The sequence below is a fragment of the Vibrio mexicanus genome, assembly GCF_001012815.1.
Taxonomy (GTDB): Bacteria; Pseudomonadota; Gammaproteobacteria; order Enterobacterales; family Vibrionaceae; genus Vibrio; species Vibrio mexicanus.
In genome coordinates, this window is record NZ_JYJP01000014.1 from 90,591 (window position 1) to 106,365 (window position 15,775).

Sequence of the window (15,775 nt, forward strand, 5' to 3'; positions counted from 1 at the left end):
GCATGAAAGTTCTAGTTACTGGTGGGTGCGGCTATATAGGAAGTCACGCTTGTGTCGCTCTAAGCCAAGCCGGATATACCCCAATTATTCTCGATAATTTGAGCAACGCGAATGAAGCGATATTAACGCCGTTGTCGCAACTGTGCGGACAAGCGCCGAAATGTTATATCGGGGATGTTCGAGACCCACAGATACTAGACAGCATCTTTACCGAACATGATATTCAAGCCGTGATGCACTTTGCGGGATTAAAAGCAGTAGGTGAATCAACGGTTAAGCCTCTGGAGTACTATGACAATAACGTCAATGGCACTTTGATTCTGGTGGCTGCGATGCGCCGAGCTAACGTTCGCCAACTGATTTTTAGTTCATCCGCGACGGTGTATGGCGATCCTACTAGCGTGCCGATCGATGAGTCTATGCCAACGGGGGCAACCACCAACCCTTATGGCACCAGCAAACATATGGTCGAGCGGTGTTTAGCTGATATCGCTAATGCGCGCGACGATATGAGCATCTGCCTACTGCGTTACTTCAATCCAGTCGGTGCCCACCCTTCTGGCCTGATTGGCGAAGACCCAAGCGGTATTCCCAATAACCTCATGCCATTTATTACTCAAGTGGCGATCGGCCGTCGTGAGCAGCTTTCTATTTTTGGCAATGATTACCCAACCTCCGATGGTACCGGGGTTCGCGATTATATCCACGTTGAAGATTTAGTCGACGGCCACGTGGCGGCACTTGAAAAACTCTCTGGTCGAAGCGGACTGCATGTCTACAACTTGGGAACAGGCCAAGGGACGAGCGTGCTGCAAATGGTGGCTGCGATGGAAAAGGCCGTAGGGAACAGCATCCCCACTCAATTAATGCCAAGGCGAGCAGGCGACATTGCTGAATGTTATGCCGACGCAAGAAAAGCGGCTAGCGATTTGGGTTGGCGAGCTCGATACGGTCTGGATGACATGACCGCACACAGTTGGAATTGGCAAGTGAAGAACCGAATGGGTATGGACAGTAGTTGTAGGAAGGAAAAACATGTCTGATTTTGAAATGACGGATCACCCACATCGCCGCTTTAACCCGTTAACCGGAGAGTGGGTATTGGTGTCGCCACACAGAGCGAAACGACCTTGGCAAGGCCAGCAAGAGAGTGTTTCGAATGATACGCTGCCGAGTTACGACAAACATTGTTTCCTGTGTCCGACCAATGAGCGCATCAGCGGCGATGTGAATCCGGATTATCAAGGAACTTACGTTTTTAAAAACGATTTTGCAGCGCTCAAGCAAGATACGCCGCTTGCAGATAGCTTGGCGGATCCTTTGTTGAAAATGGAAAGTGCACGTGGCGAAAGCCGTGTGATCTGTTTCTCTCCTGATCACAGCAAAACACTGCCTGAACTTCCTGTGCAAGCGATCGAGAAGGTGGTGGACACTTGGGTCGAGCAGACTGGAGAACTAGGACAGGATTACCCGTGGATTCAAGTATTTGAGAACAAAGGTGAAACCATGGGCTGTTCTCAGCCGCACCCTCACGGCCAGATCTGGGCCAACAGTTTTGTCCCAAGCGAAATCGCGCGCAAAGACCATAACCTCTCAGCCTACTACCAACAGAATGGCTCTGCGTTACTGGACGATTACGTTGCTCGTGAACTCAGCGAGCAAGAGCGTATTGTGGTTGAAACCGAGCATTGGCTTGCGGTTTTGCCCTATTGGGCGGCTTGGCCTTTTGAGACGCTATTGCTACCTAAGCAGTCGGCTAATCGATTGACATCTTTAAGCTCAGCGCAAAAACAAGACTTGGCCGTTGCGATCAAAGAGCTCACCACCCGCTACGACAACCTGTTCCAGTGCTCCTTCCCTTATTCGATGGGCTGGCATGGCGCGCCGTTCAACGACAGTGCCAACGAACATTGGACAGTCCACGCCTGTTTTTATCCACCACTATTGCGCAGTGCGTCTGTGCGCAAGTTTATGGTCGGGTATGAAATGTTGGCCGAAAGTCAGCGTGATTTAACCCCAGAACAGGCGGCGGAGCGTCTAAGAAACGTGAGCACCACCCACTACAAACAACAATAAACCTCAGCGAATGAGGCCCCTTGCTCTATGCAAGGGGTAAAAGCAGTAATCAAGGAATCAACGATGAATAAAGAGTTATTTAGTTTAGACGATAAAGTGGCAATGGTGACGGGCTGTAATACAGGCCTGGGTCAGGCCATGGCCATTGCACTCGCAGAAGCGGGGTGCGATATCGTCGGCGTGAATCACAACGATGCTGGCGAAACACCGGAAATGATTGCCCAAGCGGGTCGAAAGTTTTACGCCATCACTGCTGATCTGAGTCAGCACGATGCATTAAGCAGCGTGGTTGAACAGGCGGTGACGCTCGCGGGTAAAATCGATGTACTGGTCAACAATGCCGGCATTATTCGCCGCGCTGATGCGATTGAGTTCAGTGAGCAAGATTGGGACGACGTCATGGACATCAACCTCAAGAGTGTGTTCTTCCTGTCGCAGCTCGTTGCGCGTGAGTTCGAAAAGCAGCAGACCGGCGGCAAGATCATTAATATCGCCTCTATGCTCTCTTTCCAAGGGGGATTCGCGTGCCTTCTTACACCGCATCAAAAAGTGGCGTAATGGGTATTACTCGTTTGCTAGCAAACGAATGGGCAGCAAAAGGCATCAACGTGAATGCGATTGCTCCGGGATACATGGCCACCAATAACACGGCTGCGCTACGAGAAGACGAAGCACGTAACCAAGCCATTCTTGAGCGTATTCCTGCCCAGCGCTGGGGAGAGCCGAACGATCTTGCGGGCCCAACCGTGTTCTTGGCTTCAAAAGCGTCAGACTATGTGAACGGATATACCGTGGCTGTTGATGGTGGCTGGTTAGCACGTTAATGGTGGGCTGCTCGACAGCCTTTTTTTTTGTACCCAATCAATAAAATGAAAAGTCGTTTCAAAAAATGTGAGCAACCTTTGCGTTTAAGATTCGAGCGTCCGATATGATGGCGTCATAGTATTGATAGAACTTATTTTTGATATCCAAGCTTGCGTTAAATCGTAAGAAATATCGCCCCTTTATTGGCTCGCTTGCTTGGTTATATCCATAAATGTTGTAAAGAGAGTATTGTTACATGACGGATTCCATTACGCTGCGCCCGATCCCCGCTGAGCTGAACGAGCAAAGAGTGATCGACCACCTCCCTACTGTGGTGGCAGCCATCAAAAAGAACATTGCCAAAATTGGTGAACGCAACCCTAAAATCGGCACAGACACGCATCAATGGCAGTACTGTGGTCAGTTTGATTGGGTTTCGTCATTCTGGACCGGTGAGCTGTGGCTTTGCTACCAAATGACCGCAGAGCAGACCTTCAAAAACAGCGCGAAGCTTCGCAAACAGTACTTTGCCGATATGCTGTTGGATCCGTTTTGGTTAGATCACGATCTTGGTTTCCAATACAGCTTAAGCTGCGTAGCAGATTACAAGCTGACAGGCGATGAAGAGTCAAAAATGATGGCGATTCGCGCTGCGGATCATCTGATCCATCGTTTCAGAAAAATTGGCGGATACATTGTTGCTTGGAACGACACACATCCACTTGGGCCTGAAATCACCCAAGGTAAATCGATCATCGATTCATTGCAAAACACCGCATTGCTGTTTTGGGCATCAGAAGTGACAGGTTCAAAGGTCTACGCAGAGGCGGCGACGCGCCACAGTGAAACACTGGCTAAGCACATTGTTCGCGATGATTTCTCAACCTATCACTCGTTTAACTTCCATCCGGTGACTCAGCAGCCAATCAAGGGCGAAACCTTCCAAGGTTATGCCGACGACTCTTGTTGGGCGCGCGGCCAGTCTTGGGCGGTGCATGGCTTTGCCCAAACCTATCTTTACACAAAGGACGAGAAGTTCTTAACGCTGGCTAAGCAGTTGGCTCGATACGCCGTTGAGCAGATCACCGATGACGGTGTGCCTGTTTGGGATTACTCACTTCCTGCTAACGAGATTCAGTACAAAGACAGCTCGGCGGGCGCGATTACCGCTGCGGGACTGTTACTGATCGCTCAGTGCATTGACGATGAGCAAGAGGCCGAGCAGTACCGAAAATGGGGCTTGTACTTACTGCAAGGTTTGATGGACAGCTGCGATCTTACTCAAGACGATAATGCACTTGGCTTATTGGCGCACGGCGCGTCTTTTGTCAAAGTTGGCCTTTGCGACAACATGCTGCCATACGGCGACTACTACTATTTAGAGGCACTGATGCGTGCCAATGGTTATCAGAAGTTCTTCTGGTAATTCACTAATCCAATTTATTGATTTTAATAGGGCAGAGAGTTTAATAGGCTCCCTGCCTTAGGGAGCTTTTATGTCTAAAATAGACCAACCGAAAGGCCATATGACTCTGCCCGTTGAAGTCGGACAAGAAGAAGTGGTGCTGGATCTCTACAAAAAATGGCAAGCGGATGCGCTGCGTGATAGTGACGGAACCAGCATGCCTGATTCACTGGCAGAGCAAGACAGCGATATCTATTCGGTGATGTGTTTGGTGCGTGCCGATCAGAAATATGCCTACGACAATCCACAATATCTGCATCGTAAGTATCTGATGTCTTTTCCTGTCACGGCGATGAGTGAAACGGTGTCTATCTCACCGCTTGATGGCTACAGCAAAGACAAATACGAGCTGGATGATGACAGCGATCCGAAACAGTGGTGGGAAGTACGTAATCGCACCACTAACCAAGTGATAGATGTTCAGCACTGGGATGTGTGCGCAGACACCAACACGGTGCAAGTTTATCAAGCTGTCCCTTACCATGAGTACACGGTGACCTTCCTTGCAAGGCAGGTATGGGATAGCGTTTCCATGTATAACGCCCTAACCAACGACTGGGAAGGGCCGCGCATTCGCAGTTTAGATCCTTATCATCCAGAGTGTCGCTCGCATCTTCTGAACCACTTTCAGACGTGGCTGGATGAGCACCCGAACACGACCGTGGTGCGATTTACCACCTTTGCTTTCCTGTTCGTGATCGACACTGGAGAGAAGAACCAAGACATTTATCGAGATTGGACGGGATATGGCGAAACGGTAAGCCTCGCGCCCTAGACGACTTTGAAAAGCGCTTTGGTTACCGTTTAACGCCAGAAGATTTTGTTGACGCGGGTTATTACAACGGCACTTATAAAGTCCCTTCTCAGCGCTACAAAGACTGGATGACATTCGTTCAAGAGTTTGTGGTGAGCTTTGCAGCCGAGCTGGTTTCTATGGCGCACAAGGCGGGTAAGCGCACTGCGATGTTCCAAGGCGATCACTGGATTGGCACCGAACCTTTCCTAGAGAGCTATCAGCAGATTGGTTTGGACATCAATATTGGCGCAGTTGAAGATGGTGTGGCCTTGCGTCGACTGACAGACTCTGGCGGTGACCAAATCCGCGAAGCGCGATTCTATCCTTATTTCTTCCCAGATGTATTCCGTGAAGGCAACGATCCTGTGGTCGAGTCTATGTCTAACTGGACTAAGATTCGCCGCGCTATGTTGCAAAAACCTCTTGATCGCATCGGTTACGGTGGTTACTTGTCACTAGCCAACAAATTCCCACACTTCATTGATCATGTGACTGAAGTTTCGCAGCAGTTTGGTGATTACCTGCAGCACACTCAACGAACGCAGTCGCAGAAAGTGGCGGGTAAAGTTGCGGTACTAAGCGCTTGGGGTAAGGCGCGAAGCTGGCTACAAAATCAAGCTCGCGACCAAAGATTCTACGTGCCACCGCGCCCAGATGTCATGGAACTCGTGGGCAACAATTTGCTTGAGTGTTTGTCGGGCTTGCCGTTCGATGTTGAGTTCATCAGTTTCGATGACATCGTTGAAAACGGCATTGATGAAGACATCAAAATCATCATTAACACCGGCGATGCAAACTCTGCGTGGAGTGGTGGCGAATGTTGGGACAATCCAGATGTGTTAGTCGCCATTCGTCAGTTTGTCGCGCAAGGCGGTGGCCTTCTAGGTGTGTCTGATCCCTCTGCGCTGCAAAAGAATGGCCGTTACTTCCAACTTGGTGATGTGTTCGGTTTAGAGAAAGAAACATCGCTGACCATGGGCCGTGTGGCTATGCCGGTTTCGGTGAATGAAGAGCACTACCTCAGCCAATGTCTATCCGGCAAAGAGGACTTTGGAAACTTAAGCTACGTCTATCCGCAAGCTGATGACCTCAATGTGATTGTTGCTCAGGGGCAACACTTGGCGTTAACGGCGAAAGAGTATGGCGAAGGCCGCTCTGTATATTTAGGTAACTTACCCTTCACCACAGAGAATGCTCGTTTGTTGCAGAACATTCTGATTTGGCTGGGAGCCAATGACGGCCAATCTCAGAGCTGGCTATCATCAAACCCTGAAGTGGACGTCGCTTTCTATCCAGACACATTGATGGCGACCGCTGTGAACTTCTCGTCAGAGCCGCAGAAAGTGACGGTGATTGATCACAAAGGGCATGAAGTGAGTTTGTCACTTGAGCCTTATGAGTGGCGTTGGTTGTCCGCTGAGTAATAAAAGGAAGGTGCTTCGGCACCTTTTCTTTTCTCCAAAGCAAAAACCAATACCGCGCATTTACAGCCCCATACCCAGTAAACCTGTTCAGCTAGATAACGTTATGACATCTCAACACTTGCTTACCATCCGCGAGCGACTGACTCGCACCTTTATCGACCAATACCGTTTGAATTATTGTCCACAGTCTTGCCAGCATTGGGTTGAGACTTTCATTGGAGGCCAGGGCTGGCCTGATGTTGATCTGAAAAAAGGTCGAGAGTCTGGTGAGGTAATACGGACGTATCTAGAGCGGGTTCTGGCGATTGCCTATCGGGTAAATCACGCGCGCGAGCCTTATGTCAAAAGCGTTCTAAGTTGTGCTCTCTACCATTGGTATCAAGTGAATCCGAACAACTGGAACTGGTGGTGGAATCAAATTGGAAAGCAAAGGCTTCTAGGAAATATTGCGCTGCTGCTTGATGATGATCTGGATGCGAATTGGTTAAAGAGAATTGCCCTAGACATGCCCAAAAAGGCAACCATGACAGGTGCTAATTTGGCCGACCTTTGTCATGGTGTGGCGATAGGCGCTCTGCTTGAAGGAAATCAGGCTCGGCTTGCGAAGGCGATGCGTCAACTGGCAACTACGTTGCAGACGACCTCTGATGAAGGGATTCAGCGTGATTACTCTTATCAGCAGCATGGCGCGCAAATCTACAATGGTGGTTATGGTGAGTCGTTTTTTAATGTGGCGCTGGTTTGGGCGTATGCTTGTGAAGGGAGTTCATTCCAGTTTATCGATGCCGATAAGCAGCAACTGCTCAACTATTTTGAGCAAGGGACGTTGTGGATGACCTACAGTAGGCAGTTTGATTTCAACGTGTGTGGTCGCTCTGTGGCGAAGCCCTATCTGGAAAAACGCGATTATCATCGTAACTTGGCATTTCAAGCTCAGCGACTTCAATCATTGGCTCCGCATACCCGAAATCAGCTAGAGTCCATTCGACGCTTCTATGAAGGGTTTGAGGCCTATCCGTACCAAGGTTTTAAAGTGTTTTGGCGATCCGATTATTGCTCTCAAGTGAGCGCTCACTATAGCGTAACGGTAAAGGCAAACTCATGTCGCACAGAACCTATTGAGCAAGGCAACCAAGAAAACCTCAAAGGCGGCTGGCTCGGCTTTGGCAGCATGAATATCACTGTGACTGGTAAGGAGTACCACGATATTTTTCCCTGTTGGGATTGGCGTTTTATTCCAGGCGTCACCACCCCTGCGGTTGAACGAGCTCCCAAAGTGTGGGGATCAGTTGAACAGGTGACGCATTGGGCGGGTGGTGTCAGTGATGGGCGATCTGGCGTGATGACCTTTGAATTGGAAAAGGATGGTTGCCACGGTTTGAAGTCATGGTTCTTCTTTGATGGCTTAGTGGTTGCGTTGGGTGCAGGAATAAGCGCTAACTCTGAACTCCCATTAGCCACAACGCTCAATCAGTGTTGGCTAGAAGGAGAAGTGGAAGTGGGCGGCCAATTACCCAACTCAGCGGAATGGGTTTATCACAATCAGTGTGGCTACATTAGCCTTGATCATCGCCCAATCAACGTTGAGCGTTCATTACGAAGCGAAAAATGGCATAGCATCAATCGGCACTTGGAAAATAGAGATAATCTCAAAGAGGTGCTGAGATTAACCATTGATCATGGCCTTTGCCTAATAATGATGGATACGCCTATGCCATCTTACCGGCAACCACTGCTAACAGAACAAAGCGTTATGCGAGCAACCCAAATGTCGAGATCCTAGCCAATAGTGCCACTTTGCAGCTCGTTAAGTATGGAAAAACCTACTGTGCAGTGTTCTATCAAGCAGGCCGTTTCAACTTGAATGATAATGCTTGGGTTGAAGTGGATAAGCCTTGTGTCATGCAATGGAAGTACTCAAATGATTTAGTCAAGGTGGTACTTTCAACTCCGGGAGCGGGTGTGCCGGTAAAATTGACATTTAGTGAGCAATTAATTGAGTATTCAGCAAAAATTATCACGCCATCTGGTATTCATCATTTAGGTGAATCCGTTGTGCTTACCCTCGCACCTTTCACAAAAAAGGCGAAAAAATAGCCGATCAAAATAACATTCTCATAAAATTGGAATTACTTTTCAAAAAAATATTGGTTACTGTCCGAAGCGCTGATTAACCCAGTAAATAACCAATAATGAGAAACTATGAAAACAGTTCAATACGTGAAATCAACCTTAGCGATAGCCGTTTTAAGTAGTGTTTGCGCATCTGTAAATGCTGGCTCAATTTCGCAACTTTCCAATCAAGTCGCTCCAGAGTTTGCTCAAAGTGAGCAAACTGCTGTGGCATCGAAAGGGCAAGACTTAATCCAACTATCAACGACATACATCAATGATCAAGGCCTAGACGGCAGTTGGGCAGACATTGATTACTCGATCATTTCCACTACCGGCAGTGAGTTTCGCAAGCATATTGCGCGAATTCGTATTCTTGCTGCCGACTACCATCTAAACAGCAATGCAGCTGCGGCAACCGCGGCCAACAAGGCAATTCGCTTTTGGTATAGCTCTGCACGTTCCAACAGTAATTGGTGGTGGAACGAAATTGGTAAACAGCTTTTCCTTGGCCCGTCGGCGATTATGCTTGGCGCCACTCTGGATGCGGATCTTAAGCAAAACATCGTGAGTGACATGCCAAGTGCGCCTTATAAAACCGGCGCCAATCGCACCGATATTTCAAAAGGGGTCATTTTTGGTGGCTTGCTTGGTAATGATGAAGTGAGGCTGCAAAGCGGTCTGACTGGGATTGAAGAGACTATTGTCGTGACGGAAGACGAAGGCATTCAAGCCGACTTTTCCTTCCAGCAACATGGTCCGCAACTCTATACGGGCGGCTATGGAGAAGTGTTTTTCGATACCGCATCCTTTTGGGCTTACCACGTGAAAGACACGCCGTGGCGCTTTGCACCTGAACGAGAAGCGTTACTGGGGAGTTACCTACTCGATGGCGTTCGTTGGATGCAATCTCACGGAACATTGGATTACAACGTTATGGGGCGAGGGATCAGCCGTGAAGCCACTTTAGACAACGCGCCTCTTATTAAGCAAACTCAGTACATTGAGGCACTGGCACCGCAAAGAGCGCAAGAGACGCAAGCGCTTAATATGCACCTGCATGGTGGCCCATCTGGCTTGCAAGGTTTCAAATCTTTCTGGCGCAGCGACTACGCGAGCAAAGTTGGCAGTGGCCATTTTGTCGGTATCAAAATGAACTCGGCGCGCATCAAGCCGACCGAGGCGGGTAACGGTGAAAACCTACTTGGTAACTGGTTAGGCTTTGGTAGCACTTTCATCATGCAAAGGGGCGATGAGTACCATAACCTATTCCCGGTTTGGGACTGGAAGCTAATCCCAGGTGTGACCGCGCCACACTTTGCTCAAAAACCGAAGGACTGGGGGCAAATCGAAATGCAAACTACGTTTGTGGGGAGTGCCTCAAATGGGCGTCATGGTGTAGCGGTCATGGATATGGATGTATGGTCGACTCAAGCGAAAAAAGCATGGTTTAGCTTTGATGATGAGCTGGTCGCGTTAGGGGCAGGGATACGCTCGACACGCTCAGAATATGTTAGCACCACAGTCAACCAAACTCGATTGAACGGTGATGTGACTGTGGATGATCAAGTGTTCACTCAAGCAGCCGAGCAATCGTTAATGCCAATTGGGTACACCATGACGGCGTGGGTTATGTTTTCCCGAACTACTGGTATGGGCATATGGACAATCGCCAGAACACTGGCAGTTGGAAAGCGATCAACAATGGTGGGTCGGACGCGCAAATCACAGACGGTGTATTCATGTTAAGAATGGGACACAGCTGGCAGCCAACATCGGCGTCTTATGCGTATCAGATTGTGCCTGAGAAAACAGCAACTGAGACAGCAAGTTACGCGCAAAGTAATCCAGTTCAAATCTTAACCAATACCGATAAAGTGCAGGCTGTCTATCATACTGGGCTGAACACAACAGGCATTGTTTTCTACCAAGCTGGCAGTCTTACACTGGCTAACGGTGCGGTTGTGACGGTCGACAAACCAAGCGTGCTGGTGGTCGATAGCTCACAGGTTCAACCTCAAATCACGCTCTCAACACCGGGCTATGGCACGCAAGTGAAGGTGAGCTACAGTGGCGGAGGTTTGGACCTTGTAACCAGCGTGGTGACTTCAGCATTGAAAGCAGAGTTAGGTAAAAGCCACAGTGTGGACTTTTCCAATCCGGTGATCGAACCGCAGCAGCTACGATTATGGTCGGCGCTGATGCATTTGTTCGTGACGGCAGTTATGCAAACCAGAGCTTTGGCAAAAACAGCTTCTTGGTGGTCAAGAAAGATGGCACAGGTTACAACCGTAAAGTGGTATTGAGTTTCGAACTGAGTGGGCAAACCTTGACTGCAACGACTAAAGCAGTTCTGAGATTACATGTTAAGAACGTCAACACAGCGGTGCAGCGACAAGTACAATTTTCTCGTCTAGCACAGGCAAATTGGACGGAAAGTAACATCAGCTGGAACTCTCTGCCTGTGGTTCAAACGGTGGGTAGCCAATTGACGATAACCCCTCAAGATAAGGGCAGTTGGATTGAAGTAGATGTGACGGATCTTGTGACTGAAGGTGTGAACAGCTTCTTGATCGAAAATCCGGGCGTGGCCGATGGCAAAGGCGATGTCAGTTTCTCCAGTCGAGAGTCTGGATTAGCGCCTGAGCTAGTCATTACTCCTTAGCTAGAGTGCCTCTCTTGTAACAAAGCGAGTGTTCACTCCGATAAAAACGCCCGTTATGGGCGTTTTTTATATTTATTTTCTGGGAGTTTAGCGCGTTTTGTCTTTCTCTATCTCATTCATCATTTCCGCCGACAAAGACCGAACTAGCTCGGGCTTGTCCTCGGCGATGTTATTGAGCTGGCCCTCGTCATCGTGAAGGTCAAACAGTTGCGGTGCGCTCATGCAGCCTTTTTCATTGCCGGTATATTGGCAGATAAAATCATCGTCATGGGGTGGAATGTAGGCGAAATCGCGATTGCGAAACACCTTCTTGTACTGCATACCTTCCAACACCATCGATTCGCGTCCAAGAGGATCTTGGCCCGTTAGGGCATCTAGCATATCTTGGCTATCAGGCGCTTCTTCTTCACTCAGCTGATAACCTGTCAGCTTGGCGAACGTGTGGTAGAAATCCACTTGGCTCACTAGGGCTTCGGATTCACCGGGTTGGATTTGCGCAGGCCAGCGGACGATAAATGGGACGCGAGTGCCGCCTTCAAATAAGCTGTATTTACCGCCTCTCAGTGGCCCTGCCATTTTGTGTGTGCCGTTGAGTTCGATGGCGTCATCTTTATACCCATCGTTAAGTACTGGCCCGTTATCACTTGAGAAGATCACAATGGTGTTATCGGCAATACCTAAGCTTTCCAGCTTGTCTAATACCTGTCCAATGCACCAATCCATCTCAACAATCACATCGCCTCTCACGCCGTGGGGGTTGCTCCTCTAAACTTCGGGTTCGGGATCCTTGGTACGTGCGGCTGATGCATTGCGTAGTAAAGGAAGAAAGGCTGGTTATGGTTCTCTTCAATAAACTCGATGGCTTTTTCGGCGAACACTTCGCCCATGGTTTCATCGTTCCAAATCGCTTGCTTGCCTCCGCGCATGTGGCCAATGCGACTGACGCCATTGATGATAGTACCGTCATGGCCATGGTCGTACATGACATCGAGGAGTTCTGGGTGGAAGCGGCCATTCGGCACATCTGGGTAGGCTTGATTCCAATCGTAAGTCACCTCGATAGGATCATTCGGGTCGAGGTTATCTACCTGTCGATTGTCGATGTAGACACATGGCACACGGTCATTGGTAGCAGCCATAATGTAGGACTGATCAAAACCCACATCATTGGGTGTACCTTGGATTTCCTCGTTGAAGTCGAGGTTGCCATCGCCAAGCCCTAAATGCCATTTACCCACAATCGCTGTGGTGTAGCCGACCTTTTGCAGCATTTTTGGCAGTGTGTGGTCGTGAATGCCGATGATTTGAGGTGCGTCGCCGGGCAGAACGGCTGCATCGGGATTTCTCCAAGGGTAGCTACCCGTTAGTAGGCTGTAGCGCGATGGGGTACAGGTGGCTGCGGTGGCATAGCTTGGTGAAACTTAATGCCTTGATCGGCCAATTTATCGAGATTGGGAGTGGGAATATCGTTGGCGCCGTAGCAAGAGACGTCGCCAAAACCTAGGTCATCGGCGTAGATAATAATGACATTCGGTTGTTGAGTGTCGTTCATAACAATACCTGTCTATTTAACTTCATTGTAAGGAATAAGGTGTGACAGCACTTGGTGTTGATACCAAGGGTCTTCTATTCGAGTCAGCCCTTGTGCCAATTGACGCAGTAGTGACTGAAACGCGGGGTTTTGAACATCTAGCTCTAGCGGGTGGCGCTGATAAGGGTCGGATTGATCATCAAACAGTCGTGTTTTGGTTAGTTGATACTCTGGGCTGACTTCCAATGCCAAGGTGTAACGCTCGGTCTTAATACCGCGGCTTTGCGGGAAGTAATCAATGACTTTACCAAGATGATCTTTTTCTCCGTCCAGATTGCGGAAATAGAGTGCATAGCCATTTTTACTCGCTTCAAAGCGCGCCTCGCCTTGCACCGTATTTGGCACTTGGTCAGAGAGTCCCAATTTTGAAAGAATGCTTGGCATAATATCGGGGCTAGAGATGAACTGCGTAGCGATATCGGCTTCATTTTGCTGCGGCGATTTTACGAGGAAGGGCACTTGGAACGACTCGTTGTAGATGCAGTTTTTCGCGTCTTCTAACCCATGGCTGCACAGGGTTTCACCATGATCACTGGTGAACACCACCAAAGTGTTTTCCCATTCACCAGTCTGCTTTAACGCATCAACAATGCGGCCGAACTCTTTATCCACACCGGACACGTTGGCAAAGTAATAGGGTGCCGACTTGGCTTTTTCCAACTCCAAATCAGCGTTTTCTCTCACCAGCAGCGAATTCGTACCTTTATCTTGGTATAGGGCAAGGTCTGCTTCTCGGCAGTCTTTCAAGCTGTTGTAAGGGCTATGGGGTGGGTTCATAGAGACAAACAGCGCAAAAGGGTGGCTATCGTCTCTGACACCAGATTGGTTGGTGATGTATTCAATCGCTTTGTCCGCTTCATGTTCGGCCGACCAAACCTTCGGCTCATACCGTTTACCATGCGAGTCGTAATAGTGTGGATTGGTGTGCTGATCGAAAGTGCCGTAGCCATACCAGTAATCAATGCCGTGACGACGTTTCGGCTCGGTGTACGAATCCCAAGCGGGTTGCTCCCCTTCGACAAAATAAGCATCAACAAAACGCCCCGGACTTTCTGGGTCATTAGCCGTTGGTAAATCGAGATGCCATTTGCCGATATAGCCTATGTGATAGCCAGCTTGGGACAAAATATCGGTAAAGCATGTTTGGCTTTGCGGTAAGTCTGAGCAGAGACGATCGGAGTTGCAGTTTAAAGGCACACCGCTTTTGTTGGGGTATAGGCCCGTCATCAGGCTGCCTCGGTGCGGGCTGCACACAGGGCAATTACTCACTGCATTGGTGTAGCTAGTGGCGGTGAGGGCAAAGGTATCTAAATTTGGCGTGGTGACAGGATCTGGCCTGCCCGACAAGTGCGCTGAGTAAGTAGGATTTTGCCAAATACCTAATGACATCAGACGAAACTGGTCGGGAAACACATACAAGAGGTTTGGGCGTTTCATCTCAGCTTTCTCGGGAATTTTGATGGCTAGATGATATATTGAAACGATGTTTTAATTTGCAAAACAGATCACAATTAATACAAATATGAAAAGGTGTTTTAAATATTATGATGAGATATTCAAAAACAGTTGTATGATACTTAAAAACAGCAGTTAGGAAGTAACAGATGCAATCGACACTCATTGCCACAAGTAAAGTGAGGGCGAAACGACCATTCCATGTGTTGAGCAAACCTATTGGCCCGATCTGCAATTTGGACTGCGACTACTGCTTTTATTTGGATAAAACCGAGTATTATCCAGAAACGCGTCGCTTCGACATGCCCGATGAAGCGTTAGAAGCACACATCAAGAACTACATTGAAAGCCAACCGAGAGGTTGCCAAGAAGTGACGTTCGGTTGGCAAGGTGGCGAGCCAACATTACGTGGTATCGACTTCTTTAAACTGGTGGTCAAGCTGCAACGTAAACATGCACGGCCTGGAATGCGCATCCTCAATACCCTGCAAACCAACGGTGTTTTGCTTAATGACGAGTGGGGGCTTTTTTAAAGCAAAACCACTTCTTAGTTGGGATCAGTATTGATGGTGATGAAGAGCTGCACGACTACTACCGAAAAACCAAAGCGGGCAGAGGCAGCTATCGTCAAGTGATTGAGGGTTTGAGAGTACTGCAACGTCATCAAGTGGAAACTAATGTGTTGACGGTGATTCAGAACCACAATGGTGGACATGGGCGACGTGTCTACCAACATCTCAAAAGCTTAGGCGTTCAGTTTATCCAGTTTATTCCCATTGTTGAGCCTGAAAAGGGTAAAGGCGTTTCGAGTCGCAGCGTGTCGGACATTCAGTTTGGTCAGTTTATGATTGACGTATTCGAGGCGTGGCGTGAAGCGGATATTGGCAAAATCTTCATTAGCCATTTTGATAATGCGTTAGGCATGAGCTTAGGTATGCCGTCGAACATCTGTGTCCACTCGCCTCAATGTGGTGACAATATCGTGATGGAACATAATGGCGACGTCTACAGTTGCGATCATTTTGTCTATCCTGAGTTCAAACTGGGTAACTTGAAGCAGAAAGATTATCCCGACTTAATAGAGACGCCGATCCAGCAGCAGTTTTCCACCCGCAAACCGATTGGCAGCCAGCTTCACTGCATGCGATGTGACCAAAGAGATCTGTGCAATGGTGCTTGTCCCGCTCAACGAATCAATGATGAGGGAGAGCTTGCCATTGATGCCAAACACGTACTTTGTGCCGGCTACTACGCCTTCTTTTCCCATCTGCGACCATACCTTCGTGCCATGGGGGAATGCGTGAGGCGAAATATTCCTGCGACCTATTATCAGAAGTTCCTGTGATCGTGGTTACTCTGATTGTTACAACAAAAGCCAGCTAATACC

The 15,775-nt window shown here is 48.7% G+C and carries 11 protein-coding genes and 4 pseudogenes; 12 read left to right on the forward strand and 3 right to left on the reverse strand.

Annotated features, from left to right (window positions below; translation table 11 throughout):
- The first annotated feature begins 2 nt into the window (after window positions 1-2).
- The 10 genes and pseudogenes from galE to UA76_RS24260 all read left to right on the forward strand — a co-directional run bounded on the left by galE (window position 3) and on the right by UA76_RS24260 (window position 11,342).
- Entirely contained in the window at window positions 3-1,043 is a 1,041-nt protein-coding gene (galE, locus tag UA76_RS01925) for a UDP-glucose 4-epimerase GalE (protein WP_047042491.1), read from the forward strand.
- Window positions 1,036-2,076: a UDP-glucose--hexose-1-phosphate uridylyltransferase gene (locus UA76_RS01930; RefSeq protein WP_047042493.1), complete on the forward strand. Its 1,041-nt coding sequence runs from the start codon at window positions 1,036-1,038 to the stop codon at window positions 2,074-2,076. Before galE ends, UA76_RS01930 begins: the two co-directional genes overlap by 8 nt.
- A 63-nt stretch (window positions 2,077-2,139) precedes the next feature.
- Window positions 2,140-2,900: pseudogene (gene kduD, locus UA76_RS01935) on the forward strand (2-dehydro-3-deoxy-D-gluconate 5-dehydrogenase KduD).
- Window positions 2,901-3,136: 236 nt separating this feature from the next.
- Entirely contained in the window at window positions 3,137-4,306 is a 1,170-nt protein-coding gene (locus tag UA76_RS01940; protein ID WP_047042495.1) for a glycoside hydrolase family 88 protein, read from the forward strand.
- Window positions 4,307-4,376: 70 nt separating this feature from the next.
- Window positions 4,377-6,565: pseudogene (gene gnpA / locus UA76_RS01945) on the forward strand (1,3-beta-galactosyl-N-acetylhexosamine phosphorylase).
- 103 nt (window positions 6,566-6,668) lie between these two features.
- Window positions 6,669-8,348 (forward strand): polysaccharide lyase family 8 super-sandwich domain-containing protein, encoded by a 1,680-nt coding sequence (locus UA76_RS01950; RefSeq protein ID WP_052771904.1) that lies wholly within the window; start codon window positions 6,669-6,671, stop codon window positions 8,346-8,348.
- 50 nt (window positions 8,349-8,398) lie between these two features.
- Complete coding sequence (locus tag UA76_RS23275) at window positions 8,399-8,662, forward strand: hypothetical protein (protein ID WP_238322133.1); 264 nt, start codon at window positions 8,399-8,401, stop codon at window positions 8,660-8,662.
- A 105-nt stretch (window positions 8,663-8,767) separates the two neighbouring features.
- Window positions 8,768-10,425 (forward strand): annotated as a pseudogene (locus UA76_RS24250) (polysaccharide lyase family 8 super-sandwich domain-containing protein); the annotation flags it as partial.
- A 3-nt stretch (window positions 10,426-10,428) separates the two neighbouring features.
- Window positions 10,429-10,983 (forward strand): polysaccharide lyase beta-sandwich domain-containing protein, encoded by a 555-nt coding sequence (locus UA76_RS24255; RefSeq protein WP_238322138.1) that lies wholly within the window; start codon window positions 10,429-10,431, stop codon window positions 10,981-10,983.
- The gene (locus UA76_RS24260) at window positions 10,866-11,342 is read left to right on the forward strand and encodes a CBM96 family carbohydrate-binding protein (RefSeq protein WP_238322134.1); all 477 of its coding nucleotides are present in this window, start codon (window positions 10,866-10,868) and stop codon (window positions 11,340-11,342) included. Before UA76_RS24255 ends, UA76_RS24260 begins: the two co-directional genes overlap by 118 nt.
- Before the next feature lie 87 nt (window positions 11,343-11,429).
- Here the strand turns inward: UA76_RS24260 and UA76_RS25105 are convergent, their stop codons facing one another.
- The 3 genes and pseudogenes from UA76_RS25105 to UA76_RS01965 form a co-directional block, all read right to left on the reverse strand.
- The gene (locus UA76_RS25105; RefSeq protein ID WP_272945994.1) at window positions 11,430-12,077 is read right to left on the reverse strand and encodes a sulfatase-like hydrolase/transferase; all 648 of its coding nucleotides are present in this window, start codon (window positions 12,075-12,077) and stop codon (window positions 11,430-11,432) included.
- Window positions 12,078-12,085: 8 nt separating this feature from the next.
- Window positions 12,086-12,894: pseudogene (locus UA76_RS24270) on the reverse strand (sulfatase-like hydrolase/transferase).
- Window positions 12,895-12,906: 12 nt separating this feature from the next.
- Window positions 12,907-14,370 (reverse strand): sulfatase family protein, encoded by a 1,464-nt coding sequence (locus tag UA76_RS01965; RefSeq protein WP_047042497.1) that lies wholly within the window; start codon window positions 14,368-14,370, stop codon window positions 12,907-12,909.
- A gap of 167 nt (window positions 14,371-14,537) precedes the next feature.
- Here UA76_RS01965 and UA76_RS24280 point away from each other — a divergent pair, with 167 nt between their 5' ends.
- Together UA76_RS24280 and UA76_RS01970 are read left to right on the forward strand one after the other, a co-directional pair.
- Window positions 14,538-14,921 (forward strand): radical SAM protein, encoded by a 384-nt coding sequence (locus UA76_RS24280; protein ID WP_238322136.1) that lies wholly within the window; start codon window positions 14,538-14,540, stop codon window positions 14,919-14,921.
- The gene (locus UA76_RS01970) at window positions 14,906-15,733 is read left to right on the forward strand and encodes an SPASM domain-containing protein (protein ID WP_238322137.1); all 828 of its coding nucleotides are present in this window, start codon (window positions 14,906-14,908) and stop codon (window positions 15,731-15,733) included. The genes UA76_RS24280 and UA76_RS01970 overlap by 16 nt, the downstream gene beginning before the upstream one ends.
- Window positions 15,734-15,775: the final 42 nt, after the last annotated feature.